This is a genomic window from Kocuria sp. HSID17590 (genome assembly GCF_003989485.1).
Taxonomy (GTDB): Bacteria; Actinomycetota; Actinomycetes; order Actinomycetales; family Micrococcaceae; genus Kocuria; species Kocuria salsicia.
The window spans coordinates 32,509-57,766 of the sequence record NZ_RBMB01000004.1; the positions used below are offsets into that span (position 1 = coordinate 32,509).

General features: G+C 69.9%; 22 protein-coding genes. 9 read left to right on the top strand and 13 right to left on the bottom strand.

Features of this window, described 5'->3' with window-relative positions; all coding sequences use genetic code 11:
• Nucleotides 1-127: 127 nt before the first annotated feature.
• The 5 genes from D8M39_RS01885 to D8M39_RS01905 all read right to left on the bottom strand — a co-directional run bounded on the left by D8M39_RS01885 (nucleotide 128) and on the right by D8M39_RS01905 (nucleotide 4,911).
• Entirely contained in the window at nucleotides 128-484 is a 357-nt protein-coding gene (locus tag D8M39_RS01885) for a metal-sulfur cluster assembly factor (RefSeq protein ID WP_055086217.1), read from the bottom strand.
• Between the two features lie 32 nt (nucleotides 485-516).
• Nucleotides 517-1,281 (bottom strand): Fe-S cluster assembly ATPase SufC, encoded by a 765-nt coding sequence (gene sufC, locus D8M39_RS01890; protein WP_055086215.1) that lies wholly within the window; start codon nucleotides 1,279-1,281, stop codon nucleotides 517-519.
• 90 nt (nucleotides 1,282-1,371) lie between these two features.
• Nucleotides 1,372-2,673, bottom strand: coding sequence for a Fe-S cluster assembly protein SufD (gene sufD / locus D8M39_RS01895; RefSeq protein ID WP_126874269.1), 1,302 nt, complete (start codon nucleotides 2,671-2,673; stop codon nucleotides 1,372-1,374).
• Nucleotide 2,674: 1 nt separating this feature from the next.
• Nucleotides 2,675-4,150, bottom strand: a complete 1,476-nt coding sequence (gene sufB / locus D8M39_RS01900) for a Fe-S cluster assembly protein SufB (RefSeq protein ID WP_055086211.1) — start codon at nucleotides 4,148-4,150, stop codon at nucleotides 2,675-2,677.
• The gene (locus D8M39_RS01905; RefSeq protein ID WP_055086209.1) at nucleotides 4,147-4,911 is read right to left on the bottom strand and encodes a metalloregulator ArsR/SmtB family transcription factor; all 765 of its coding nucleotides are present in this window, start codon (nucleotides 4,909-4,911) and stop codon (nucleotides 4,147-4,149) included. Before D8M39_RS01905 ends, sufB begins: the two co-directional genes overlap by 4 nt.
• A gap of 269 nt (nucleotides 4,912-5,180) precedes the next feature.
• Between D8M39_RS01905 and D8M39_RS01910 the strand changes: the two genes are divergently transcribed.
• The 3 genes from D8M39_RS01910 (at nucleotide 5,181) to D8M39_RS01920 (ending at nucleotide 8,174) form a co-directional block, all read left to right on the top strand.
• The gene (locus D8M39_RS01910) at nucleotides 5,181-6,182 is read left to right on the top strand and encodes an ABC transporter ATP-binding protein (RefSeq protein ID WP_238693915.1); all 1,002 of its coding nucleotides are present in this window, start codon (nucleotides 5,181-5,183) and stop codon (nucleotides 6,180-6,182) included.
• A gap of 89 nt (nucleotides 6,183-6,271) precedes the next feature.
• Entirely contained in the window at nucleotides 6,272-7,006 is a 735-nt protein-coding gene (locus tag D8M39_RS01915) for an ABC transporter permease (RefSeq protein WP_055082268.1), read from the top strand.
• A gap of 151 nt (nucleotides 7,007-7,157) precedes the next feature.
• Complete coding sequence (locus D8M39_RS01920) at nucleotides 7,158-8,174, top strand: heme A synthase (RefSeq protein WP_055082242.1); 1,017 nt, start codon at nucleotides 7,158-7,160, stop codon at nucleotides 8,172-8,174.
• 193 nt (nucleotides 8,175-8,367) lie between these two features.
• Here D8M39_RS01920 and D8M39_RS01925 read toward each other — a convergent pair whose 3' ends face one another.
• Together D8M39_RS01925 and D8M39_RS01930 are read right to left on the bottom strand one after the other, a co-directional pair.
• On the bottom strand, nucleotides 8,368-9,285 hold the full coding sequence (locus tag D8M39_RS01925; RefSeq protein ID WP_094394021.1) for a dihydrodipicolinate synthase family protein: 918 nt from the start codon (nucleotides 9,283-9,285) through the stop codon (nucleotides 8,368-8,370).
• Nucleotides 9,286-9,441: 156 nt separating this feature from the next.
• On the bottom strand, nucleotides 9,442-10,338 hold the full coding sequence (locus D8M39_RS01930; RefSeq protein ID WP_126874301.1) for a heme o synthase: 897 nt from the start codon (nucleotides 10,336-10,338) through the stop codon (nucleotides 9,442-9,444).
• 415 nt (nucleotides 10,339-10,753) lie between these two features.
• Between D8M39_RS01930 and tkt the strand changes: the two genes are divergently transcribed.
• The 6 genes from tkt to pgl all read left to right on the top strand — a co-directional run bounded on the left by tkt (nucleotide 10,754) and on the right by pgl (nucleotide 19,216).
• Complete coding sequence (gene tkt / locus D8M39_RS01935) at nucleotides 10,754-12,865, top strand: transketolase (RefSeq protein ID WP_094394023.1); 2,112 nt, start codon at nucleotides 10,754-10,756, stop codon at nucleotides 12,863-12,865.
• Between the two features lie 95 nt (nucleotides 12,866-12,960).
• Nucleotides 12,961-14,067 (top strand): transaldolase, encoded by a 1,107-nt coding sequence (gene tal, locus D8M39_RS01940; protein ID WP_126874270.1) that lies wholly within the window; start codon nucleotides 12,961-12,963, stop codon nucleotides 14,065-14,067.
• A 138-nt stretch (nucleotides 14,068-14,205) separates the two neighbouring features.
• Nucleotides 14,206-15,810, top strand: a complete 1,605-nt coding sequence (locus D8M39_RS01945; RefSeq protein ID WP_126874271.1) for a glucose-6-phosphate isomerase — start codon at nucleotides 14,206-14,208, stop codon at nucleotides 15,808-15,810.
• Nucleotides 15,811-15,846: 36 nt separating this feature from the next.
• The gene (gene zwf, locus D8M39_RS01950) at nucleotides 15,847-17,385 is read left to right on the top strand and encodes a glucose-6-phosphate dehydrogenase (protein WP_126874272.1); all 1,539 of its coding nucleotides are present in this window, start codon (nucleotides 15,847-15,849) and stop codon (nucleotides 17,383-17,385) included.
• The gene (locus D8M39_RS01955; RefSeq protein WP_083482284.1) at nucleotides 17,382-18,413 is read left to right on the top strand and encodes a glucose-6-phosphate dehydrogenase assembly protein OpcA; all 1,032 of its coding nucleotides are present in this window, start codon (nucleotides 17,382-17,384) and stop codon (nucleotides 18,411-18,413) included. Before zwf ends, D8M39_RS01955 begins: the two co-directional genes overlap by 4 nt.
• Nucleotides 18,410-19,216, top strand: a complete 807-nt coding sequence (gene pgl / locus D8M39_RS01960) for a 6-phosphogluconolactonase (RefSeq protein WP_055082254.1) — start codon at nucleotides 18,410-18,412, stop codon at nucleotides 19,214-19,216. Before D8M39_RS01955 ends, pgl begins: the two co-directional genes overlap by 4 nt.
• A 155-nt stretch (nucleotides 19,217-19,371) precedes the next feature.
• Here pgl and secG read toward each other — a convergent pair whose 3' ends face one another.
• The 6 genes from secG to yvcK all read right to left on the bottom strand — a co-directional run bounded on the left by secG (nucleotide 19,372) and on the right by yvcK (nucleotide 25,253).
• Nucleotides 19,372-19,623, bottom strand: coding sequence for a preprotein translocase subunit SecG (gene secG, locus D8M39_RS01965; protein WP_055082256.1), 252 nt, complete (start codon nucleotides 19,621-19,623; stop codon nucleotides 19,372-19,374).
• A 63-nt stretch (nucleotides 19,624-19,686) separates the two neighbouring features.
• Entirely contained in the window at nucleotides 19,687-20,505 is an 819-nt protein-coding gene (gene tpiA, locus D8M39_RS01970; RefSeq protein ID WP_094394033.1) for a triose-phosphate isomerase, read from the bottom strand.
• Nucleotides 20,506-20,548: 43 nt separating this feature from the next.
• Nucleotides 20,549-21,772 carry a phosphoglycerate kinase gene (gene pgk, locus D8M39_RS01975; protein WP_126874273.1) on the bottom strand — a complete coding sequence of 408 codons (1,224 nt, stop codon included), beginning with the start codon at nucleotides 21,770-21,772 and terminating at the stop codon, nucleotides 20,549-20,551.
• Nucleotides 21,773-21,859: 87 nt separating this feature from the next.
• Nucleotides 21,860-22,867: a type I glyceraldehyde-3-phosphate dehydrogenase gene (gap, locus tag D8M39_RS01980; protein WP_094394037.1), complete on the bottom strand. Its 1,008-nt coding sequence runs from the start codon at nucleotides 22,865-22,867 to the stop codon at nucleotides 21,860-21,862.
• A gap of 251 nt (nucleotides 22,868-23,118) precedes the next feature.
• Nucleotides 23,119-24,132, bottom strand: coding sequence for a DNA-binding protein WhiA (gene whiA / locus D8M39_RS01985; protein WP_126874274.1), 1,014 nt, complete (start codon nucleotides 24,130-24,132; stop codon nucleotides 23,119-23,121).
• A 47-nt stretch (nucleotides 24,133-24,179) separates the two neighbouring features.
• Nucleotides 24,180-25,253, bottom strand: coding sequence for a uridine diphosphate-N-acetylglucosamine-binding protein YvcK (gene yvcK / locus D8M39_RS01990; RefSeq protein ID WP_055082264.1), 1,074 nt, complete (start codon nucleotides 25,251-25,253; stop codon nucleotides 24,180-24,182).
• Nucleotides 25,254-25,258 lie beyond the last annotated feature (5 nt).

The window sequence follows — 25,258 nt, forward strand, 5'->3', positions numbered from 1 at the left end:
AGATCGGGCGGCCTCTGGAGGACCCGGACATGTTCCAGCATGTCCCCGGGCACGGAACAGGGCACGACCGTGGTGGTCGTGCCCTGTTCTCTACCGTGCCGCCGGTGCGTGAGCGGCGGTGCGGGCCTCAGATGTTGAAGCCCAGCGCCCGCATCTGGTCACGGCCGTCCTCGGTGATCCGCTCCGGACCCCACGGGGGCATCCAGATCCAGTTCACGTGCCACTCGTCCACGGCGGGCGAGAGGTTCTGGGCCACCTGCTCCTCGATGACGTCCTGCAGCGGACACGCCGCCGTGGTCAGGGTCATGTCGAGGCGCAGGGAGTCGTCGTCCTGGTACTGCAGGCCGTACAGCAGACCGAGGTCCACGATGTTCACGCCCAGCTCCGGGTCGATCACGTTCTTCAGCAGGTCCTCGATCTCCGCGAGCGAGGCCTGGCCCTTGGGGCCCTGCTCCGCCGCGGCGGTCTCGGTGGAATCACTCACGGGATCCTCCTCCGGTCTCGTGTGCGCCGCGCCTACTTGGCGGCGGCCTGCACGTAGCGGTCGTAGCCCTCGTTCTCGAGCTGCTCCGCGAGCTCGGGCCCGCCCTGGTCCACCACGCGGCCGTCCGAGAACACGTGGACGAACTGCGGCTTGATGTAGCGCAGGATCCGCGTGTAGTGGGTGATCAGCATGATGCCGGTGTTGTCCTGCTCGAGGGCGCGGTTGACACCCTCGGACACGATCTTCAGGGCGTCGACGTCCAGGCCGGAGTCGGTCTCGTCCAGCAGGGCGATCTTCGGCTTGAGGATCTCGAGCTGCAGGATCTCGTGACGCTTCTTCTCACCGCCGGAGAAGCCCTCGTTCACGTTGCGCAGCAGCATGTCGGTGTCGATCTTCAGCTTCTCCATGGCGGTGCGGACGTCCTTGGTCCACGTGCGCAGGGAGGGGGCCTCGCCGTCGACGGCCGTCTTGGCCGAGCGCAGGAAGTTGGAGGTGGTCACGCCCGGGATCTCCACGGGGTACTGCATGGCCAGGAAGAGCCCGGCGCGCGCCCGCTCGTCCACGGACATCTCCAGCACGTCCTGGCCGTCCAGGGTCACGGAGCCGGAGTCCACCTGGTACTTGGGGTGGCCCGCGATGGTGGAGGCCAGCGTGGACTTGCCCGAGCCGTTGGGGCCCATGATCGCGTGCACCTCACCGGAGTTGATGGTCAGGTTCACGCCCTTGAGGATGGGCTTGGTGGTCTCGTCGTCCAGGATGACGGACGCGTGGAGGTCCTTGATCTCCAGAGTTGACATGGGGTGATTCTCCTTGTGGTCGTGGGCACCGGCCCGGTCGAGGGCTCGGGTGCGACGTTCGTGGGTGAGGGCTGCGGCGCGGGGCCGGTCTCAGTTCTCGGTGCGGGCGAGCTCGTCCTCGAGGGAGGCGCGCAGCTGCTCCTCGAGGGCCTCGACGCCCACCTGCTGGATGATCTCGAAGAGGAATCCGCGCACGACCAGGCGGCGTGCTTGGTCCTCCGGGATGCCGCGGGACATCAGGTAGTACAGGTGCTCGTCGTCCAGCTGGCCCGTGGTGGAGGCGTGGCCCGCACCGGCGATCAGGCCGGTCTCGATCTCCAGGTTCGGCACCGAGTCCATGCGGGGGCCGTCGTTGAGGATCAGGTTGCGGTTTAGCTCGTAGGTGTCCGTGCCCTCGGCCTCCGCGCGAATCAGGACGTCCCCGACCCACACGCCGTGGGCGTTCTCGCCCTGCAGCGCGGACTTGTAGTTCACGCGGGACTTGCAGCGCGGCACCGAGTGGTCCACGAACAGGCGGGACTCCAGGTGCTGGCCCTCGTCCACGAACGTGAGGCCGTACATGGCCACGTCGCCGCCGGTCGCGGTGAAGCGGGTGGACGGCGTGACGCGCACGAGGTCTCCCCCGAGGCTCACGAGCACGTGCTTGAACGTGGCGTCCTTGCCCAGGCGGGCCTGCTGCGAGGACGCGTGGACGGAGTCGTCCGTCCACTCCTGCAGCGAGACCACGGTGAGGGAGGCGCCGTCCGCGACGGCGAACTCCACGTTCTGGGACAGCACGGCCGTGCCCACGTGGCGCAGCACCACGAGCGCGCGGGAGTTCTCCCCGGCGTCGACGACCACGTGCTGGGCCGCCGGGCGGTCCGACTCGCCCGTGAACGTGACGATCACGGGCTCCTGGACCTCGGCGTCGCGCGGGATCGAGATGACGGTGGCCTCGCGGAACGCGGACCACGCGTTCGCGGAGACCCGGTCCTCGGGGATGCCGGCCGAGCCGATGCGGGCGTCGTCGCGCGGCACCGAGGTGACCTCCACGGCGTCGTCCCCGGTGACGGAGACCGCGGGTGCGGGACCGTCCAGGGCGGCGTCGTCGAGACCGCGCAGCCGCTTCAGCGGCGTGAAGCGCCAGTCCTCGAGCTTGGTGGTCAGCGGCGGGAAGTCCGCGACGTCGTAGGACGTGGTGCGTCCGGCGCGGGAGGAGTCCGGCACACCCGAGATGTCACCGTGCTGCGTGTGCCTGATCTCGGGCTCACCGGCCTGGTTGCGGCCCTCCTGCAGGGTCTCGCCCTCCTGGCTCATGCCGGGGATGGCCACGCGGTCCTCACCGGTGGGGACCCCGCCCACCTCCTCGCTCGTGTCCTGGGTGTCGCGGGCGGTCTGATCAGTGGTGGACATATCAGCCAACGGATCCTTCCATTTGCAGTTCGATGAGACGGTTGAGCTCGAGCGCGTACTCCATGGGCAGCTCGCGGGCGATCGGCTCGACGAAGCCGCGGACGATCATCGCCATGGCCTCCTCCTCCGGCATGCCGCGCTGCATCAGGTAGAACAGCTGCTCCTCGGACACGCGCGAGACCGTGGCCTCGTGGCCCATGGTGACGTCGTCCTCGCGGATGTCCACGTACGGGTACGTGTCGGAGCGGGAGACCGTGTCCACCAGCAGGGCGTCGCACACCACGTTGGACTTCGAGTGGGTGGCGCCCTCGCGCACCTGCACCAGACCGCGGTAGGCCGAGCGGCCGCCGTTGCGGGCCACGGACTTGGAGACGATCGAGGAGGACGTGTTCGGGGCGATGTGCACCATCTTGGAGCCGGTGTCCTGGTGCTGGCCCTCACCCGCGAAGGCGATCGACAGCGTCTCGCCGCGGGCGTGCTCGCCGGTCATGTAGACCGCCGGGTACTTCTGGGTGACCTTGGAACCGATGTTGCCGTCGATCCACTCCATGGTGGCGCCCTCGTGGGCGATGGCCCGCTTGGTCACCAGGTTGTACACGTTGTTGGACCAGTTCTGGATGGTCGTGTACCGCACCCGGGCGTTCTTCTTGCAGATGATCTCCACCACGGCGGAGTGCAGCGAGTCCGTCTTGTAGATCGGCGCCGTGCAGCCCTCGATGTAGTGGACGTAGGAGTCCTCGTCCGCGATGATCAGCGTGCGCTCGAACTGGCCCATGTTCTCCGTGTTGATGCGGAAGTAGGCCTGCAGGGGGATGTCCACGTGGACACCCTTGGGCACGTACACGAACGAGCCGCCGGACCACACGGCGGTGTTCAGCGCGGCGAACTTGTTGTCGCCCACGGGGATCACGGTGCCGAAGTACTCCTCGAAGAACTCGGGGTGCTCCTTCAGGGCGGTGTCCGTGTCCATGAAGATCACGCCCTGGGCCTCGAGGTCCTCGCGGATCTGGTGGTAAACCACCTCGGACTCGTACTGCGCGGCCACACCGGCCACCAGGCGGTTGCGCTCCGCCTCCGGGATGCCGAGCTTCTCGTACGTGTTGCGGATGTCGTCCGGCAGCTCCTCCCAGGAGCCCGCCTGCTGCTCCGTGGAGCGCACAAAGTACTTGATGTTGTCGAAGTCGATCCCGGAGAGGTCCGCGCCCCACGTGGGCATGGGCTTGCGGTCGAAGAACTTCAGGCCCTTCAGACGCAGCTGCGTCATCCAGTCCGGCTCGCTCTTCTTGGCCGAGATGTCCCGGACCACCTCTTCGTTGATGCCGCGGCGCGCGGAGGCGCCGGCATCGTTCTTGTCGGACCATCCGTACTGGTACTGCCCGATCCCCTCGAGCTCCGGGTTCATCTCCAGGATCTCGGAAATCGTGGTGTCGCCTGTCATGTCGCCCGCGGTCTCCGCGGGCACGATGCGCTCGGTCATGACAACCCTCCCTGTCGTGCGGTTGTGTGGTTGGTGGAGTGTGTGGATCCCGCGCTGCGAAGCTGCAGCGGGACGTGTGTGGTGCAGACGTGGGCCCCGGCCGCCATGGTGGACAGCCTGCGGACGTCCACGTCCAGCAGCTCGGAGATCAGCTCCGTCTCCTGCTCGCAGAACTCGGGGTGCTCGTTCGCGATCTCCTGGATGGGACAGTGGCCCTGGCACAGCTGGGCGGAGCGCAGCGCCACGCCCTTGGGGCCCCGCGGCGTGACCGTGGTGTGGGAGGCCACGAAGCCGTCGCGGCTCATGGCCGCGGTGAGGGCGTTGAGCCGGGCCTCGACGTCGTCCCCCGCCGCTTCGACCTGCGGACGGTAGCGCTCGCGCATCCGGTCTACGTGGTCCGCGACGAACGCTCGGACGAGTTCGTCCCCGCCCACCCGCTGCATCGTGTCGATGGCCTCCCGCGCCAGTCCCAGGTAGTCGTGGCCGAGCTGCTCGTGGCCCCCGGGGGCGACGACGTAGCGCCGGGCCGGGCGCCCCGCACCGGATCGCGTGCTGCGCACCAGGGAGACCTCGATGATCTGCTCGGCCTCGAGCGCGTCCAGGTGACGGCGCACGGCGGCCGGGGTGAGACCGAGGTCCTTGGCGATCTGCGCCGCCGAGATGGGGCCGTGGGCGAGCACCAGGGAGAGCACCCGCGAACGGGTGGTGTCATCCTGCTCCGAGCGGACCGCGGGTGCGCGGTCCGTGGCCGGTGAACTCATGCTCAGTGCAACATCCTTACGGGAGAGCGGTGCGTGGGGTGCGTGCGGTGTCCGCTCGGCGCACCTGTCCGTCCCGGGGACGGCACCCCGCGCAGGACACGCAATACACAACGAGCGTATGCCGTATTCCATTCCCGTCAAAACGCTCCCGGTGCTCCGCTCCCCGCCCGGGAGCGGCCGTCCGGCACCCCTGCACGCCGCGACGTCGTCCCCCGCCGCCGGAGCTGTCGGTGCTCCCGCGGGTCCGGCCGAGGTTCTAGACTGACCGGGTGCAGACCCCGCCCCACCCAGCTCCCGCCAACCCGGACCAGACCGCCCACCCCGCTCCCGTGGCCCTGCAGGTGGACGGTCTCGTGAAGACCTTCGAGGGCCGTGGAGAGCCCGTCCAAGCTGTGCGCGGACTGAGCATGGCGGCGCACCAGGGCAGGATCACCGCCCTGCTCGGGGCCAACGGCGCCGGCAAGACGACCACCCTGCAGTGCGCCCAGGGACTGCAGCGGCCCACCTCCGGCAGCGTCCGGCTGCTCGGCGAGGACCCCTGGCAGGCCTCCGCCCAGCTGCGCGCCCGCGTGGGCGTCATGCTCCAGGACGGCGGGCTGCCCCAGTCCGTGCGCCCGGGAGAGCTGCTGCGGCACGTGAGCCGGCTCTACGCGGACCCCGTGCCCCTGGACGAGCTCGTGGAGCGGCTGGGCATCGGCTCGTTCCTCGGCACCGGCATCCGGCGGCTCTCCGGGGGGCAGAAGCAGCGCGTGGCGCTGGCCGCCGCGCTCGTGGGCCGCCCGGACGTGCTGTTCCTGGACGAGCCCTCCGCGGGGCTCGACCCGCGCTCGCGCAACATCGTCTTCGACCTCGTGCAGCAGCTGCGCGACTCCGGCGTGTGCATCATCCTCACCACCCACCTCATGGACGACGCCGCCCGCCTGGCCGACTACGTCTACATCGTCAACCGCGGGACCGTGGCCGTGCAGGGAACGGTGTCCGAACTCGTGAGCGCCGAGCGGGAGGCGCCGCTCGTGATGAGTGTGACCGTCTCCCCGCAGGACGCGCACCGGTTGCGGGAGGACCCGCCCTGGCGCACGCCACGGTTCGCGGACGTGACCTGGAGCGTCAAGGACCGCACCGTGACCCTCACCGGCCCCCTCGACGGCGCCCGGGTGCGCGAGATCACGCAGTGGGCCACCCTGGACGACCGATTGCCGGAGGCGCTGAGCGTGCAACCCCGATCCCTCGAGGACGTGTTCCTGGAAGTCTCCGGCGGTGATGCCCGGTGAGCCGCACGCAGCACATCTCCCCCGCGGGCCCTGCTCCGGAGCACTCCGCAGAGACCAGCACCGCCGCGGACCGGCCGCGTGCGGCGTCACTGTCCCGGCGCGTGCTGGCCCAGGCGCGCTTCGAGACCATGACCATGGTCCGCAACGGCGAGCAGCTGCTGCTGCTCGTGATCCTGCCCGTCATGGCGCTGGTGGGGCTGACCTTCACGGACCTCCTCGATCCCTTCCGGGTGGACGGAGCCTCCCGCGTGGACGTGGCCGTCCCGGGAATCCTCGTGCTGTGCGTGATCTCCAGCGCGTTCTCGGGGCAGGGCATCCAGACCGGCTTCGACCGGCGCTACGGGGTGCTGCGCTACCTCTCCACCACCCCGCTCGGCCGGTCCGGGCTCATCGCGGGCAAGCTTCTGGCCATCCTGGCCGTGCTCGTGCTGCAGTACCTCGTGATCGCCGCCGTCGCCGCGTGGCTCGGGTGGCGACCCTCCGGTCTCGCGGTGCTGGGTTCGATCCCCCTGCTCGTCCTCGTGGCTGTTGCCTTCACCGGACTGGGCATGCTCATCGCCGGCACGCTGCGGGCCGAGGCCACCCTCGCCGTCCTCAACGTGGTGTGGGTGGCCCTGGCCGCGGGAGGCGGCGTCCTCTTCCCGCTCACCGCGCTGCCCGGCTGGCTCTCCTGGCTCGTGGCGCTGCTGCCGTCCTCGGCGGCGGGCGAGCTCGTGCGCGAGTGCTTCCTGGGAACACCGGCCACCCTGGCGCCGCTGCTCGTGCTGGGCGTGTGGGCGGTCCTCAGCTGGGCCGCCACCGTCAAGTGGTTCCGCTGGGTCTGACCGACGGGGTGCACCTGATGTCCCGGCCGGTTCCAGGCCCTCCGGGAACCGTTCGGCGCGCCTGAGTCCACCCCTGATCCCCGGGGGTTTCCAGGCCGCGCTGGCTACACTGGGAGGGTCCCCGTTCCCACTGCCCCTGGATGCACCGCTCATGTCTGACGCCGCCGCCCGTACCGCCACCGACTCTTTCTGGTGGCCCAGCACCGTGACCCCGTGGGTGCGGCGACTCGCCGTCGCCTCGCTGCTGGCCAACTCGCTGCTGATCCTCACCGGCGGGCTCGTGCGGCTCACGGGATCCGGACTGGGGTGCCCCACGTGGCCGCGCTGCTCCCCCGACTCCTGGACGAACACCCAGGAGATGGGCATCCACGGGATCATCGAGTTCGGCAACCGTCTGCTCACGTTCGTGCTGGCCGTGGTGGCGGTGCTGATGTTCCTCTCCGTGATGCGGATGTTCCGCACCCACCCCAAGCTCTTCTGGCTCGCCCTCGCCCTGGGCGTCGGGATCCCGCTGCAGGCGATCGTGGGCGGGATCACCGTGCTGGTGGGCCTGCACCCGCTGATGGTGGGCGTGCACTACCTCATCTCCGCGGCCATGATCTCGCTGTCCACGCTGCTCGTGCTGAACACGCGACGTGAGGGTCTCTCCGCCGTGGCGCACGACCAGCGTCCGGGCCAGCTGCACTCCTCCCGCACCGCGGTGCTCGTGCTGGGTGCGCTCACAGGTCTGCTCAGCGCCGTGATCCTCTACCTGGGCACCCTCGTCACGGGCACCGGCGTGCACGCGGGGGACGACTCCAGCGCCCGCCTGGCCTTCGACTCCGTGGCCATCACGCGCGCCCACGCCGTCCCCGTGTACCTGCTGACCTTCACGGTCCTGGCCGGGATCGTGCTGTGCGTGGTCAAGGGCCTTCCGCGTGTGCTGCGCAACGCTTACCTCATCATGGCCGCGATCATCGTGGCCCAGGGCCTCGTGGGCTACTACCAGTACTTCAACCAGGTGCCGGTCCCCGCGGTGGCGCTGCACATGGTGCTCTCCGCCGTGGTGATCTGGGGAGCCACCCGCGTGGTCTCGTTCTCCGTGTACCTCGCCCAGCCCGAGCACGCCCACGCGGCACCCGTCGACCTCGGGCAGAATGACGACGCCGCGGTGCAGCCCATCGGCTGAGTCCGGCGTCCTGCGCCACGGTTGCCGGCGGCGGGTTGCGTGCTGCAGGCCGGGCCACAGGGACGCAGGCGTCCCAGCGCGACGTCGTCGGGGCAGGACCGCTCTGGCGAGTCCCGTTCCCGGGGGCCCAGAACTCGCGTGGCCCGTCAACGACCCGGGGCACCCCCGGGCCCGGTGACGGGCCATCGCACGCTCAGCGCGACGTCGTCGACGGCGCCGTCTCTCGCAGGCGCACCACTGCCGTGGCGAGGGCGTCCCGGCTGTGGGACGGAATAGGCAGCAGGGGCCGGCGCGGGGCGCTCGTGCGCACACCGCAGACCTCCGCCAAGGCGTAGAGCACCGACAGCGGGCGTTCGTGGCCCATCAGCTGCATCAGCGGCCGCAGGGCCCGGCTCCACGCGGCGGCGTCCTCGGTCCTGCCCTGGGTCACTGCCTCGTGGAAGGCAACGAACTCGGGAGCCAGCAGCGCCGCCATGCCGCTGTGCCACGCCGCATCCGGGTGCTCGTCCACGATCAGCTGGTCACGACTTGCACCGTGCACGGTGCCGGGCTCCGACTGCTGGGCGAAGAGCAGCTGCCGCGAGTGGAAGAGCCTGCCGGATGCGGCGGTGTCCTTGAACGCGACCACGTTGTCCAGCCAGGACAGCTCCGCCGCGAGCTCGACCGGGTACGTGAAACCCGTGGTGGAGGGGTTGTTGTACAGGCACAGCGGCAGCGAGACGGCCGAGGCGACCGTTTCCACCTGGTCCGCGATCTCCTGCGACACCAGGGGAATGTAGCTCACGGGGCTCAGCACGAGCCCGTCCGCACCGTTGTTCTCCGCGGAGTAGGCGAGCTGAAGCACCTCCCGCGTGGTGATGGCCGAGATACCCACCCCCACCGGAACACCCGAGCCGGAGGCGGCCCTCACGGCCGTGCGCACGACGTCGGCGCGCTCCTGCGCGTCGAGGTAGGCAAAGAGCCCGGACGTTCCGAGGACGACGATGCCGGAGACGCCGCTGTGCGCGAGCCGCGCCACTGTGCATTCCAGGGAGTCGAGGTCCAGGGCGCCGCCGGGGTGCAGGGGGGTCACGGGATAGGCGGTCACGCCTGAGAAGGTCATGGAGAGCATGGGACAAGTTTAGGTGAGCCTTACCGGTACCGGGCATCGACCGGTCGGATGATCCGACCGTGGCCGTTCAGGGCGAGCGCCCTACGGCGGGTGCAACCCGTAGTCTGAGCCGTGGCCCGCGCGGCTTCTGCGGACACGAGGGTGTCCGCGCAGCGACTAGAAGATGGGGCCGCCGACGAACGGGTCCAGCGCCACACCCACGAACACGAACGTGATGTAGGCGATGGAGCCGTGGAAGACGTACATGGCCTGCTTCAGGGTCGGCTTGCCCGCGGTGGCCAGGCCGTAGAGCTTGTGGCAGTGGTACGTGAACCAGCCCCCGGAGACCAGCGCAATGATGCCGTACACCCAGCCTGCCCCGCCCACGGGGATGAGCAGTAGCGAGCAGATCACGGTGGCCCACGCGTAGAGGACCACCTGGGCGCCGACGGTGCGCGCGGTGTCCACGGCGCCGAGCATGGGGACGCCCGCACGGGAGTAGTCCTCCGCGTACTTCATGGACAGCGGCCAGTAGTGAGGGGGCGTCCACAGGAAGATGAACGCGAAGAGCACCAGAGCCGGCCACTCGAGGGTGCCGCGCACCGCCGCCCACCCGATCAGCACGGGCATGCACCCCGCGATGCCGCCCCAGACGATGTTCTGGGCGGTGCGGCGCTTGAGGACGATCGAGTAGAACACCGCGTACAGGGCGATCGCCACCACACCGAGCACGCCGCACAGCACGCTCACGCCCAGAGTCAGCCAGGCCACGGCCACGGCGGAGAGCACCCAGGCGAAAACGAGGGCCTCGCGGTCGCTGACCTCACCCGTCACGAGCGGCCGCTTGGCCGTGCGGCGCATGAGCCGGTCCTCGTTGCGGTCGATGTAGCAGTTGAACGCGCCTGCGGCCCCGGCCGCGAGTGTGCCGCCCACAAGGGTGTTGAGCACGAGCCGCAGGTTCGGCACACCCTGCTGGGCGAAGAACATGGTGGGGATGGTGGCCACCAGCAGCAGCTCGATGATCCGGGGCTTCGTCAGTGCCACGTAGGCCTTGATCTTGCGACCGGCCGTCATGGGGCCCTCGTACCCGACGGGCGCGACCTCCGAGATGCGACTCCCGGTGGCTCCGTGGCCGTGCGACGCGGGGGATCCCGAGGAGTCCGGGTGCGTCGCGGTGTCGAGGTGATTCACGGAATCGATGCTCCAAAGAACGTTGGTGGCCGGCCCGGGGGCGGCGTTGAACGGGCGGGGCGAGACGGGCTCGCACCGACACCCGGTCGCCAGTATAGCCGCCTGCGCCGCTCAGGGGCGCGGTGACGAGGCCCACGGTGAGCCGTGAGCGATCACCCGGGGCCACGTCCCTGACGCTCGCGGTCCCGCCGGACTAAGGTTGAGCGCGGAACAGGCGTTGCGGCCGGACCACCGTGGCCACGGAACGGGACCGGGCAGCGCCGCGCACCATCCACTCCCACGAAAGGGGCTCGCCACCGTGCCGAACCTTGATCAACCGTTGAACTGGACCGAGCAGGACGCCCGCGCGGTGGACACCGCCCGTGTCCTCGCCGCCGATGCCGTGCAGAAGGTCGGCAACGGCCACCCGGGCACCGCCATGTCCCTGGCCCCCGTGGCGTACATGCTCTTCCAGAAGGTGATGCGGCACGATCCCTCGGACGACCGCTGGACCGGGCGCGACCGCTTCATCCTCTCCCCCGGGCACACCTCCCTCACCCTGTACCTGCAGCTGTTCTTCTCCGGCTACGGCCTGGAGATGGAGGACCTCGAGTCGCTGCGCACGTGGGGCTCCAAGGTTCCGGGCCACCCGGAGTACCGCCACACCACAGGCGTGGAGATCACCACCGGTCCGCTGGGCCAGGGCCTGGCCTCCTCCGTGGGCTTCGGCTACGCGCAGCGCTACACCCGCGGTCTCTTCGACGCAGACGCCCCCGCCGGTGAGTCGCCGTTCGACCACAACATCTTCGTGATCGCCTCCGACGGAGACCTCGAGGAGGGCATCACCTCCGAGGCGTCCTCCCTGGCCGGGACCCAGCAGCTCGGCAACCTCGTGGTGATCTACGACGACAACAAGATCTCGATCGAGGACGACACCAACGTGGCGTTCAACGAGGACGTCCTGGCGCGCTACGCCGCGTACGGCTGGGACACCGCTCGCGTGGACTGGCGCAACGGCGGTGAGTACAAGGAGGACGTCGAGGCCCTGTACGACGCCGTGGTGGCGGCCACCAAAGTCAAGGACAAGCCCTCGATCATCGCCCTGAGCACGATCATCGGCTGGCCCTCCCCCACCAAGCAGAACACCGGCGGCGTGCACGGCTCCGCCCTGGGCGCGGAGGAGGTCGCGGCAACCAAGAAGATTCTGGGCTTCGACCCCGAGAAGTCCTTCCAGATTGAGCCGGAGATCCTCGCGCACGTGCGCGAGGTGGCCGAGCGGGGCAAGCAGGAGCGCGCCGAGTGGGAGAAGTCCTTCCAGGCGTGGCGCGAGGCCAACCCGGAGAAGGCCGAGCTCTACGACCGGATCAAGAACGAGGAGCTGCCCGAGAACTACGCGGCCGCGTTCCCCACCTTCCCCGCGGGCAAGGCCGTGGCCTCCCGCAAGGCCTCCGGCGAGGTCATCAACGCCATCGCCGGGACCTTCCCCGAGCTGTGGGGGGGCTCCGCGGACCTCGCGGGCTCCAACAACACCACGATCGAGGGTGCGGACTCCTTCATTCCGCAGAGCCGCTCCACGGCCAAGTGGAAGGGCTCCCCGTACGGCCGGGTGCTGCACTTCGGCATCCGTGAGCACGCGGCAGCGGCGATCGTCAACGGCATCGTGATGAGCAGCCAGACCCGGGCCTTCTCGGGCACGTTCCTCATCTTCTCGGACTACCAGCGTCCGGCGGTGCGCCTGGGTGCGCTCATGAAGGTGCCGTCCATCTACGTGTGGACCCACGACTCGATCGGCCTCGGCGAGGACGGCCCCACGCACCAGCCCGTGGAGCAGCTCTCGGCGCTGCGTGCGATCCCGGGGCTCGACGTCGTCCGGCCCGCGGACGCCAACGAGACCGCCGTGGCCTGGCGCACGATTCTCGAGAACCACGAGCACCCGGCAGGGCTGGCGCTGACGCGCCAGGATCTGCCCACGGTTCCCCGTGAGGATCTGCACCCGGAGTACGACGGTGAGAAGTTCGCCTCCGCCGAGGGCGTGGCCCGCGGCGGCTACGTGCTCGCGGACACCGAGGGCACCCCTGACGTGGTGCTTATCGGCACGGGTTCTGAGGTCCAGCTGGCCCTCGAGGCCCGGGAGCAGCTCGCGGCGAAGGGCGTTGCGGCCCGCGTGGTCTCCATGCCCTGCCGCGAGTGGTTCGACTCACAGGACGAGCAGTACCGCGAATCGGTCATCCCGAAGGCCGTCAAGGCCCGCGTGAGCGTTGAAGCTGGGATCCGCATGTCGTGGAACGACCTGCTCGGCGACGCCGGCCGCGCCGTGTCCTTGGAGCACTTCGGCGAGTCCGCCGACTACCAGACGCTCTACCGCGAGTTCGGCATCACGTCCGAGGCCGTGGCACAGGCAGCCGAGGAGTCCATCGCCGCCGCGAGGTGACCCCGCAGCTCAGCACAGCAGCAGTCGTGGGCGGGGCTCCGGCCCCGCCCACCACACCCCAGATGCTCTTCTTTCACGAATCGAGGACAGAGAACATGACCACCCCCACCCAGAAGCTCTCCGACGCCGGCGTCTCCATCTGGCTCGACGACCTCTCCCGCCAGCGCCTCACCAGCGGCAACCTGCAGGAGCTCATCGACACCAAGAACGTCGTCGGCGTGACGACCAACCCCACGATCTTCGCCGCGGCGCTCGCCAACGGCGAGTCATACCGCGAGCAGGTCGCGGCGCTCGCCGCCGAAGGGGTCTCGGTCGACGACGCCGTGTTCCGCATCACCACGGACGACGTCCGTGAGGCGTGCGACCTCTTCGCCCCCGTGGCGGAGGCCACGCAGGGTGTGGACGGGCGCGTGTCCATCGAGGTGGACCCCCGCCTGGCGCAGGACGCCGACGCCACTGCCTCGATGGCGCAGAAGCTCTCCCAGACAATCGACCGCCCGAACGCGCTGATCAAGATCCCCGCGACCGAGAAGGGCCTGCCCTCGATCGCGGCCACGATCGCGGAGGGCATCTCCGTGAACGTCACGCTGATCTTCTCGCTCGAGCGTTACCGCGGCGTCATCAACGCCTACATGGAGGGTCTCGAGCGTGCGCTGGAGAACGGCAAGGACCTCTCCACGATCCACTCCGTGGCGTCCTTCTTCGTTTCCCGCGTGGACACCGAGGTCGACAAGCGCCTGGACGCCGTCGGTTCCGCGGAGGCCGTGTCCCTCAAGGGCAAGGCCGGCCTGGCCAACGCGCGTCTCGCCTACCAGGTCTACGAGCAGTCGCTCCAGACCGAGCGCTGGAAGCGTCTTGCCTCCGCCGGCGCCAACCCGCAGCGTCCGCTGTGGGCCTCCACCGGTGTGAAGGACCCCAACCTGCCGGACACCCTCTACGTGACCGAGCTGGTGGCCCCCAACACCGTGAACACCATGCCGGAGAAGACGCTGGACGCCACGTACGACCACGCGGACGTCACAGGTGACACCGTGAGCGGCACCTACGAGGAGTCCGCCGAGGTCCTCGACGCGGTTGCCCGTCAGGGCGTGTCCTACCGGGAGGTCGTGGAGCTGCTCGAGACCGAGGGCCTCGAGAAGTTCGACAAGTCCTGGGAGGAGCTGCTCGAGACCGTGCGCACGGCGCTCGACGCCGCGAGCTGACCTCGTCTCGCCGCCCGCGGCTGTGCAGGAGCACCCGGTGCCCCACGACCGCGGGTGGCGGTCCCGTTGCAGCACCACTTCCGGGCGGTGCGGCCCAGCCGCCGCACCGCCCACCCACCACGTTTGAGGAGGCTCCCCGTGAGCTCACTGTCATTGCAGGCCGCCGGTGCCGCGCGAGAGGCGATCGACACGAACGTCCCCCGCCTGGTCGCCGAGAATTTCGCGTCCAAGCTTTTCGCCCAGGACCCCGCCCTCTGGGGCGCCGCCGCGGAGCAGGAGGCGGCAGTCCGCCTCGGGTGGACGGACGCCGTGAGCGTCTCCCGTCCGCTCGTACCGGAGATCGAGGAGTTGCGGGACGACTTCGCCCGCGAAGGTGTCACGCGTTTCGTGCTCGCGGGCATGGGCGGTTCCTCCCTGGCTCCCGAGGTGATCACCCGCAGCGCCGGCGTGGAGCTGTTCGTGCTGGACTCCACCGACCCCGAGATGGTCACCAAGGCGCTCGAGGACCTCGAGCACACCGCGCTGATCGTCTCCTCCAAGTCCGGCTCCACGGTGGAGACGGACTCCGCGCGCCGAGTGTTCATCGACGCTTTCCAGCGCGCCGGGGTGGACGCCCCTTCGCGGATCGTGGTGGTCACGGACCCGGGCTCCCCCATGGACTCGGCCTCGCGTGAGGCGGGCTACCGCAAGACCTTCAACGCGGACCCGAACGTGGGCGGGCGCTTCTCCGCGCTCACGGCGTTCGGACTCGTGCCCTCCGGACTCGCCGGCGTGGACGTCGCGGCGCTGCTCGACGACGCCGAGGAGGCCGTCGAGATGCTGCGCGAGGACGACGAGAACAACATCGGCCTGCAGCTCGGTGCCGCCCTGGGCGGTACCTCACCGCTGCGCGACAAGATCGTGCTCGTGAACCAGGGCGCGCCGTTCGTGGGCTTCGCGGACTGGGCGGAGCAGCTGATCGCCGAGTCCACCGGCAAGTCCGGCACGGGCGTGCTGCCCGTGGTCGTGCACGACGGCGCCCCCGAGCTGACCTCCGGCGCGTCGGACGTGCTGGTCGTCTCGCTCGTGGCTGAGGAGGACGTGGACCCCGAGCAGTCCGAGGGGGTGCGCGTGGCCGGTTCGCTGAGCGGCCTCATGATGGCCTTCGAGGTCGCGATCGCGGTGGCGGGCCACCTGCTGGGCATCGACCCGTTCAACCAGCCGGACGTCGAGTCCGCCAAGGCGGCAACACGCGAGCTTCTGGCCTCCAAGCCCGAGCCCTCACCCGCGGCCGCCACGGACGGGGAGATCGAGATCCGCGGCGCCGAGGACGTGCTGCGCGGTGCGACCACCGTGCCCGCGGCCCTCTCGGCGCTTCTGGAGCAGCTGCCTGAGGACGGCTACGTGAGCGTCCAGGCGTACTTCGACCGGCTCGGCTGGACCGAGCTGGAGTCCGTGCGGGACGTGCTGGCGCGGCGCACCGGGCGTCCCGTGACCTTCGGGTGGGGCCCGCGTTTCCTGCACTCCACCGGCCAGTACCACAAGGGCGGTCCCGCCCAGGGTGTCTACGTGCAGATCACTGCGGCCACGGACACGGACGTGGACATCCCCGGCATCCCCTTCACCTTCGGCGAGCTCATCAGCGCGCAGGCGGACGGGGACGCCACCGTGCTCGCCGAGCACCACCGCCCTGTCCTGCGGCTGCGGCTGCTGGACCGGGAGGCCGGGGTGGCCCAGCTGCTGCGCGCGGCGTCCGAGCTGTGATCCCCACCCGACAACCCGCGAACGGACGGCGAGCCTGTGCCTGAGAACACCCAACACAACCCCCTGCGTGATCCACGCGACCGGCGTCTGACACGCGTCGCGGCGCCGTCGGCCCTCGTCCTCTTCGGCGTCACCGGCGACCTCGCGAAGAAGAAGCTGCTGCCGGCCATGTACGACCTCGCCAACCGCAGCCTGCTCCCTCCGGCCTTCTCCCTCGTGGGGTTCGGCCGGCGGGACTGGGACGACGCCCAGTTCGCGGAGTACGTCAAGGAGCACGTCGCCGAGCACGCTCGCACGCCCTACAACGAGGACCTGTGGAACCAGTTCGCCTCGGGGCTGCGGTTCGTGCACGGCGAGTTCGACGACGACGACGCCTACGTCCGTCTCGCCCAGACGCTCGACGAGCTCGACCGCGACCGCGGCACGCGCGGCAACCACGCGTTCTACCTGTCCATCCCGCCCAAGACGTTCGAGGTGGTGTGCCAGCAGCTCGCGGACCACGACCTCGCGGACTCGCAGGACAGCAAGGGCTGGCGGCGGGTGGTCATCGAGAAGCCGTTCGGCCACGACCTCGAGTCCGCCCGGGAGCTGAACTCGATCGTGGAGCGGGTCTTCCGCCCGGACAGCGTGTTCCGCATCGACCACTACCTGGGCAAGGAGACGGTGCAGAACATCCTGGCGCTGCGCTTCGCGAACCAGATGTTCGAGCCGCTGTGGGACGCCCGGTACGTGGACCACGTGCAGATCACGATGGCCGAGGAGATCGGCATCGGTTCCCGCGCCGGCTACTACGACGGCGTGGGCGCGGCCCGTGACGTCATCCAGAACCACCTGCTGCAGCTGCTGGCGTTCACCACCATGGAGGAGCCGGCCTCGTTCAGCGCGCACAACCTGCGCCGGGAGAAGGCCAAGGTTCTCGAGTCCGTGGTGCTGCCCTCGGACCTGGGTGAGCACTCGGCCCTGGGCCAGTACACCTCCGGCCTGCAGGGCGGCGAGTTCGTCAAGGGCTTCCACGAGGAGTCGGACATCCCCGCGGACTCGCGCACCGAGACCTTCGCGGCCCTGCGCGTGGACATCAACAACCGCCGCTGGGCGGGCGTGCCGTTCTACCTGCGCGCGGGCAAGCGGCTCGGCCGGCGCGTCACCGAGATCGCGGTGGCGTTCAAGAAGTCCCCGAACCTGCTCTTCCGGGACACGGACAACGAGGATTTCGGCCAGAACGCCATCGTGATCCGCATCCAGCCGGACGAGGGCGTGACCATCCGCTTCGGCTCCAAGGTGCCCGGCACCCAGTCCGAGATCCGGGACGTGACCATGGACTTCGGCTACGGCCACGCGTTCACGGAGTCCAGCCCGGAGGCCTACGAGCGGCTGATCTTCGACGTCCTGCTGGGCGAGCCGCCCCTGTTCCCGGACCACTCCGAGGTGGAGCTGTCCTGGAAGATCCTGGACCCGTTCGAGAACTACTGGTCCGAGCACCAAGTGCAACCCGAGCCGTACGCGCCCGGTTCATGGGGCCCGGAGTCGGCCCACGAGTTGATGGCCCGCGACGGCCGGGTCTGGAGGCGACCGTGATCGTTCAGATGGAGAACACCACCGCAGCGAAGATCGAGAAGAAGCTCAACCAGCTGCGGGACGAGAACGGCGTGGTCACTCTCGGGCGCGTCCTCACCCTGGTGATCCTCGCCCAGGCGGGACACTCGGAGATGGCGGTCGAGGCCGCGAACTACGCGAGCCACGAGCATCCTTGCCGGATCATCGTGCACGTGGCGCACTCGCGCACGGACGAGACCCGCATGGACGCGCAGCTGCGCGTGGGCGGTGACGCCGGCGCGTCGGAGGTCATCCTCATGCACGGCTACGGCGACCTCGCCGAGCCCACGGAGACCCTCGTCTCCGCGCTGCTGCTGCCGGACGCCCCCATCGTGGCGTGGTGGCCGCACGACTTCCCGCAGAACCCCAGCGAGAGCTCGATCGGCAGCATCGCGCACCGGCGCATCACGGACTCCTCCCGCGCGGACGAGCCGTTCGCCTCCCTCACGCAGCTCGCGCGGCAGTACACCCCCGGTGACACGGACCTCGCATGGACGCGCATCACGAACTGGCGCGTCCAGCTCGCGGCGGTCCTCGACCAGGTGGGCCCCGTGGACGTCCGCGAGATCGTCCTGGAGGGCAAGGGCGTGGCCCCGTCCATGCTGCTGCTGGGCGTGTGGCTCTCCCAGCGCCTCGGCGCGAAGGTCAGCGTTCGCACGGACGGTTCCGGCCGTGCGCTGAACCGGGTCGCCCTGCTGACGGACCAGGGTGCCGTGGAGATCAACCGGCCCGGCCGCACGGTTGCCGTGCTCTCCCAGCCGGGCCAGCCGGACCAGCAGATTGCCATGCCTGTGCGGGACCTGAAGACCTGCCTCGCGGAGGAGCTGCGCCGGCTCGACGCGGACGAGGTCTACGGGGACGTCATCCGCGCCGGCATCGACGCCGCGGAGGTCTGCACCGCGGCGGAGTCAGAGCAGGAGGCGGGCGCCGAGGCCGTGGCCGAGGACGCCGTCGTCGAGGAGACCGTGACCGAGGCCTCCGCGGAGAACGGCGCGGAGGACCGCTCGTGAGCGGCGCCGACTCGCCCCAGCCGCGGCTCGTCCCCCACGACGGCGAGGACAGCCTCGCGCGGGACACCGCCGCCCGGCTCCTGGAGGTCCTGGAGGCCGCCCAGGACGAGCGCGGCGAGGCCACGGTGCTTCTCACCGGCGGCAGCATGGGCACGCGGGTGATCGGAGAGGTCGCCGCGAGCCCGGACGCCGCACTGATCGACTGGTCGCGCGTCAACGTGTGGTGGTCCGACGAGCGCTTCCTCCCCGGCGCGGACCCCGAGCGCAACGGGGTCCAGGCCGCGGACGCGTGGGACGAGTCCCTCGAGCTGGACTGGGACCGCGTGCACCCCGTGGCCGGTTCCGACGAGATCGACACGGCAGACGACGCCGCGCGCGACTACCGCGAGGAGCTTGCCGCGGCAGCAGAGGCCGAGGGCTCCGCCGGGGACCTGCCGCACGTGGACGTCGCCCTCCTGAGCCTGGGCCCCGACACGCACGTGGCGTCCCTGTTCCCGGGACGGGAGGACGTGCTGCGCACGGACGCGACCGTGTTCGCCGTCGCCGACTCCCCCAAGCCCCCACCCGAGCGCGTCACGATGTCCCTGCCGGCGATCAACTCGGCGCAGAAGGTGTGGCTGCTCGTCTCCGGTGCCCCCAAGGCGGACGCCCTGGCGAGCATCCGCCGCGCGGATGTCACGTCGGTGGAGGCGCCGGGCAGCGCGGTCCGCGGCACGCACGAGACTTTGTGGCTCGTCACCGAGGACGCCCTGCCGGGAGTTCCGCAGGACCCGGAGGGATCGCCCGCGCAGTCCGAGGACTGAGCACGAGACTCTATCTCGGGCACGACGAAGGCCCGGACCGTGACGGTCCGGGCCTTCGCTCTGTGCCAGTGGCTGCTTTCGTTCTGGCCAGTGGCTGTGTCAGTACCTGCCTGCAGTGAGGCGGCACCGCGTGGTGGCCGCCGTGGAGCGCCTGCTCAGGCCACCGGGTTGAACCGGAGGACCAGTGCGTAGCCCACGATGGCCAGCACCCAGATGATCGCCAGCACGGTGGTGATGCGCACGACGTTCTTCTGCGCGGCACCGGAGGTGTTCAAGGACTGGGTCATCCCGCCGCCGAACATGTCCGACAGACCGCCGCCCTTGCCCTTGTTGAGCAGGACGAACATGATGCACAGGATGCTCGTGACCACGATGACCACCTGGAGGGCGATCAGGAGGATCTCCACGAATTGCCTCGATTCACATAGAACTGGGGGTGAGCAGCGCGCCGGCCGAGAGCCGGCGCGAGATCACTGGTCGGTGACCAGGTGCTGCTCGAACCGTGCAATCTTAGCAAACTCCTCCGCATCGAGGCTGGCACCGCCCACGAGGGCACCGTCCACGTCCGGACCCGCCATGATGGAGGCCACGTTCGAGGACTTCACCGAGCCGCCGTAGAGCACACGGGTGGCGCGCGCGAACTCCGCGCCGTAGAGGCTCTCGAGCTCCGCACGCACGGCCTTCGCCATCTCCTGCGCGTCCTCGGGGCCGGCGACCTCACCGGTGCCAATGGCCCACACGGGCTCGTAGGCCACCACGAGGCCTTCGAGTTCGCCGGCGGTCAGCTCCGCGAGGCTGCCGCGCAGCTGCTCAAGCGTGTACTCCACGTGACGCCCGGCCTGGCGCTCCTCGAGCCCCTCCCCCACGCACAGCATGGGGGTGAGGCCGTGTCGGATCGCGGCACGGATCTTGTCCCGGCACTGCTCGTTCGTCTCGTGGTGGATGAGGCGTCGCTCGGAGTGGCCCACCAGTACGTAGCTGCAGCCGAGCTTGGCGAGGAACTCACCGGAGACGTCGCCCGTGTAGGCCCCCTTGTCCTGGTCGGAGAGGTCCTGTGCCCCGTACTTGATCTGCAGGCCGTCCCCCTCCACCAGGGACTGCACCGATCGCAGGTCCGTGAACGGCGGGAAGACCACCACCTCCGCACGGGAGTAGTCGTGCTTGGCGTCCTTGAGCGTCCACGCGAGCTTCTGGACCAGCGCGATGCCCTGCGTGTGGTCCATGTTCATCTTCCAGTTGCCCGCGATCACGGGCGTCCGGTCGAAAACTCCGTTGGTCTGCGTGGTCATGCTGAGACTCCTTCGCTCGGATGGCTGGTGCTTTGTGGGGCGCTCACGCGCCGAGGGCCACCACGCCCGGAAGCTGCTTGCCCTCGATGAATTCCAGGGAGGCGCCGCCGCCTGTGGAGATGTGGCCGAACTGCTCGTCCCGGTAGCCCAGGTTGCGCACGGCAGAGGCGGAGTCGCCGCCGCCGATCACGCTCATGGCGTCGGACGTGGCCAGCGCCTGCGCCACGGCCTTGGTGCCGTTGGCGAACGGGGCCAACTCGAACACGCCCACCGGGCCGTTCCAGAACACAGTCTTCGCCGCGGCGATCTTCTCCGCGAAGATCTTTGCGGACTCGGGCCCGATGTCCAGGCCCAGGCCGGAGTCGCCGATGGAGCCGCCCTCGATGTCCGCCACGGGGCGCACCTCGTGCTCAGCGTCCTCCGAGAAGTTCGCGGCGTAGACGACGTCCACGGGCAGCACGATCTCTGTGCCGGCCGCCTCCGCCCGGTCCAGGTAACCCTTGACGGTGTCGATCTGGTCCTTCTCCAGCAGTGACGAGCCCACGGCGTGACCCTGCGCGGCGAGGAAGGTGAAGACCATGCCGCCGCCGATCAGCAACGAGTCCGCCTTGCCGATCAGGTTGTCGATCACAGCGAGCTTGTCGGAGACCTTGGAACCGCCCATGACCACCACGAACGGGCGCTCTGGGTCCGAGATGACCTTGCTCAGCACCTCCACTTCCGTCTTCACCAGATCACCCAGGTAGCTCGGCAGCTCGTGGGCGATGTCGTACACGGAGGCGTGCTTGCGGTGCACGGCGCCGAACGCGTCGTCCACGTATGCGCCGTTCTCACCGGTGAGCGCGGCGAGCTCCTTGGCGAACTGCTGCCGTTCGGCGTCGTCCTTGGAGGTCTCGCGGGGGTCGTAGCGGACGTTCTCGAGCACCAGGATCTGGCCGTCCTCGAGCGCGTCCGCCTTGGCCTTCGCGTCCTCGCCCACCACGTCAGTGGCGACGACGACGGGAGCCTCGGCGAGCTCGGCCAGCCGATCCGCGGCGGGCTTGATGGAGTACTTCGGGTCCACAGTGCCCTTGGGCCGGCCCAGGTGCGCCATGACGATGACGCGCGCACCGGCCTTCGCGAGCTTGCTGAGGACGGGCAGGGACGCGCGCACGCGCCCGTCGTCCGTCACCGTGGAGCCGTCGAGCGGAACGTTGAGGTCCGAGCGCACGAGGACTCGGCGCCCCGAGACCCCCTCGGCAATGAGGTCGTCGAGCGACTTGGCCATGTCCGTCATCCTTTCCCTGGGGTGATCACGATCTGACGACAGTGGCGCCGGCACCCTCGGGGCACCGGCGCCACTGAACGGTCTGACTCAGAGCTTATCGGCCACGTACGAGACGAAGTCCACCAGACGGATGGTGTAGCCCCACTCGTTGTCGTACCAGGCGATGACCTTGACCTCGTTGTCGATGACCTTGGTCAGCGGCGCGTCGAACACCGTGGAGACGTCGTAGCCCTCGATGTCCTTGGAGACCAGCGCCTCCTCCGAGTACTCGATGATGCCCTTGAAGGGGCCCTCCGCGGCCTTCTTCACGGCGGCGTTCACGGCCTCGACCGTGACGTCCTCGCGCACGTCCACGGTGAGGTCCACGAGCGAGCCCGTGGGGACCGGCACGCGGACGGCGAAGCCGTCCAGCTTGCCCTTGAGCTCCGGGAGCACGAGGCCCACGGCGGCTGCGGCACCGGTGGTCGTGGGAATGAGGTTCAGCGCGGCCGCGCGGGCACGGCGCAGGTCCTTGTGGGGGGCGTCGTGCAGGCGCTGGTCACCCGTGTAGGCGTGGATGGTGGTCATCAGGCCGCGCTCGATGCCGAACTCGTCGTTGAGGACCTTGGCCAGCGGCGCGAGGCAGTTGGTGGTGCAGGAGGCGGCCGAGACGATGTTCATGGTCTCGGGGTCGTAGGACTCCTGGTTCACGCCGTAGACGAACGTGCCGTCGACCTCCTTGCCCGGGGCGGAGAGGACGACCTTCTTGGCACCCGCATCCAGGTGCGCCTTGGCCTTGGGACCGGTGGTGAAGCGGCCGGTGGACTCGATCACGATGTCCACGCCGAGCTCGCCCCAGGGGAGCTTGGAGGGGTCCGGCTCGGCCAGGAACTTGACCTTGTGGCCATCCACCGACATGACGTCCCCGTCCAGGGAGACGTCCGCGCCGAGACGGCCCATCACGGAGTCGAACTCGAAGAGGTGCTTGAGCGTCTCGGGATCGGTGAGGTCGTTCACCGCGACCAGCTCGATGTCGTGGCCGTGGTGGGTGTACAGCGCCCGCGCGAAGTTGCGGCCGATGCGCCCGAAACCGTTGATGCCAACCTTGACTGTCACTGCGATCTCCTCTGTGTCGTGGTGCGGCGGGCCGCGGTCGTCGTGACCGCGCAACCGTGATGTTGGATCGAAACCAATCGGTCTCATTCCCACACCCCGGCGGCCGTCCATCGGACGGTCCCGCCTGGTCTTCCGGCTCCATTCTACCGGGATCCGGGCCGCGGCGACAGTGGCACGGCCGAGTTTTCACGTCCCGTTCACCTGAGCCCACACAAACCCACAAGGCGTGGGACTCGCCGAGCGGCAACCGGTCAGGCGTCGGACCGGGCCGGGTCCGTCTGCTCGGCGTGCTCGGCACTCGCGTGGGCCGCGAACTCGGAGGTCGTGGCCACGCCGAGCTCCTCCGCGCGGCGGTCCGCCATGGCGAGCAGGCGTCGGATGCGCCCGGCGATCGCGTCCTTGGTCAGCGGGGGCTCGGAGAGCCTGCCGAGTTCGTCCAGGCTCGCCTGCTTGTTGGCCACCCGCAGCCGACCCGCGGCACGCAGGTGCTCCGGCGCCTCGTCGCCCAGGATGTCCAGCGCGCGCTCGACCTTGGCGCCCGCGGTGACGGCGGCCTGCGCGGAACGGCGCAGGTTGGCGTCGTCGAAGTTGGCGAGCCGGTTCGCCGTGGCCCTGACCTCCTTGCGCATGCGGCGGTCCTCCCACTGCAGCAGGGCCCGGTGGGCGCCCAGACGGGTGAGCAGCGCAGCGATGGTGTCGCCGTCGCGCACGACGACGCGGTCCACGCCGCGGACCTGCCGCGCCTTGGCAAGCACGTCGAGACGCCGGGCCGAGCCCACGAGCGCGAGGGCCGCCTCCGGTCCGGGGCAGGTGAACTCCATGGCGGCCGCCCGCCCCGGCTCCGTGAGGGAGCCGTGGGCCAGGAACGCCCCGCGGATCACCGCGGCGGACTCCTCCACGCTGCCGTTGACCACCGTGGGCGGCAGTCCCCGCACCGGGCGCCCGTGGGCGTCCAGCAGACCCGTGCGACGGGCGAGGGCCTCACCGTCCCTGGCCACCCGCACCACCCAGGTGCGGTCGCGGCGCAGCCCCCCGCCGCTGATCACGCCGAGCTCGCAGTCGTGGCCGAAGACCTCTCCCACGGTCCGGGCCGTGCGCCGGGCCACGGACTCGGTGTCGAGCTCCGCCTCCACAACGATCCGTCCGCCCACAATGTGCAGACCACCCGCGAAGCGCAGCAGGGCGGAGAGCTCCGCGGCGCGCACGGCCGACTTGCGGACCTGCAGATGGGCGAGTTCTTCCTTGACCGAGGCGGTCAATGCCATGACGGACGATCTCCTTGACGCTAGGTGGACGGAGGGGTACGGGGCCGTCAGCCCCGCGCGTTCATGATCTGCTGGTAGGCGGCGGCCAGTTTGAAGGGGTTGTGCGCGGAGCTGCCGTTCTTCTCGCGCAGGGAGTCCCAGTGCACCACCGCCCCCAGCTGGGCGGCCGCGGCCTCGACGTCCTTGGGCGACTCGGCCGCCGAGGGGTCCGCGAGGACGACGTCGAGGCGCAGCTCGGGCGCGTAGCGCTGGAGCACACGCAGCTGGTCCCCCGAGCCCATGCTGAGGGTCTCGGAGTCCCGCGAGAGGTTGAGCGTGACGAGACGCTTGGCCGGGGCCGCGCAGATCGCGTCCCGCAGTTCCGGCAGCAGCAGGTGCGGCAGCACCGAGGTGTGCCACGAACCGGGACCGAGCACCACCCACGCGGCCTCCTCGATCGCGGAGACGGCCTCCGGGCACGCCGGGGCGTCCGCCGGGCTGAGCCGCACGTTGCACACGTCCGCCTCCTTGGCCAGACGGGACTGGCCGGTGACGGTGCGCACGATCTTCTCCGGGGGGCACGCCGTCGTCGGGCTGCTGCCCGGGGAGACGTCTCCCTCGATCACGAGCGGCACGCAGCTCATGGGCAGCACCTGGCCGCGGGCACCGAGCAGCGCACCGGCCCAGCGCAGGCCCTCCACAGGGTCCCCGAGCAGCTCCCACAGCGTGACGATGAGCAGGTTGCCGAGGGCGTGGTTGTCGAGCCCCTCGTCCGGGTGCTGCTTGACGCTGAAGCGGTGCTGCATGACGTCGCTCCACGTGCGGCCCCACTGGGAGTCGTCGCACAGGGCGGCCAGTGCCATCCGGAGATCCCCGGGGGGCAGCACGCCGAGGTCGTCGCGCAGCCGGCCGGAGGAGCCGCCGTCGTCCGCGACCGTGACGACCGCCGTGAGCGCCGGCGCCAGAAGCCGCAGGGCGGAGAGGCTCGCGGAGAGACCGTGGCCGCCGCCCAGGGCGACCACGGAGTCCGCGTCCGTGAGGGAATCCCTCGCGGAGGGGTCCAGGGAGTGGTAGGGATCCACGTCGCGGCGGCTGCTCAGCGGCAGCCGGGGCAACGCACCCGTCGAAGGAAATGTGCTCATGGGAT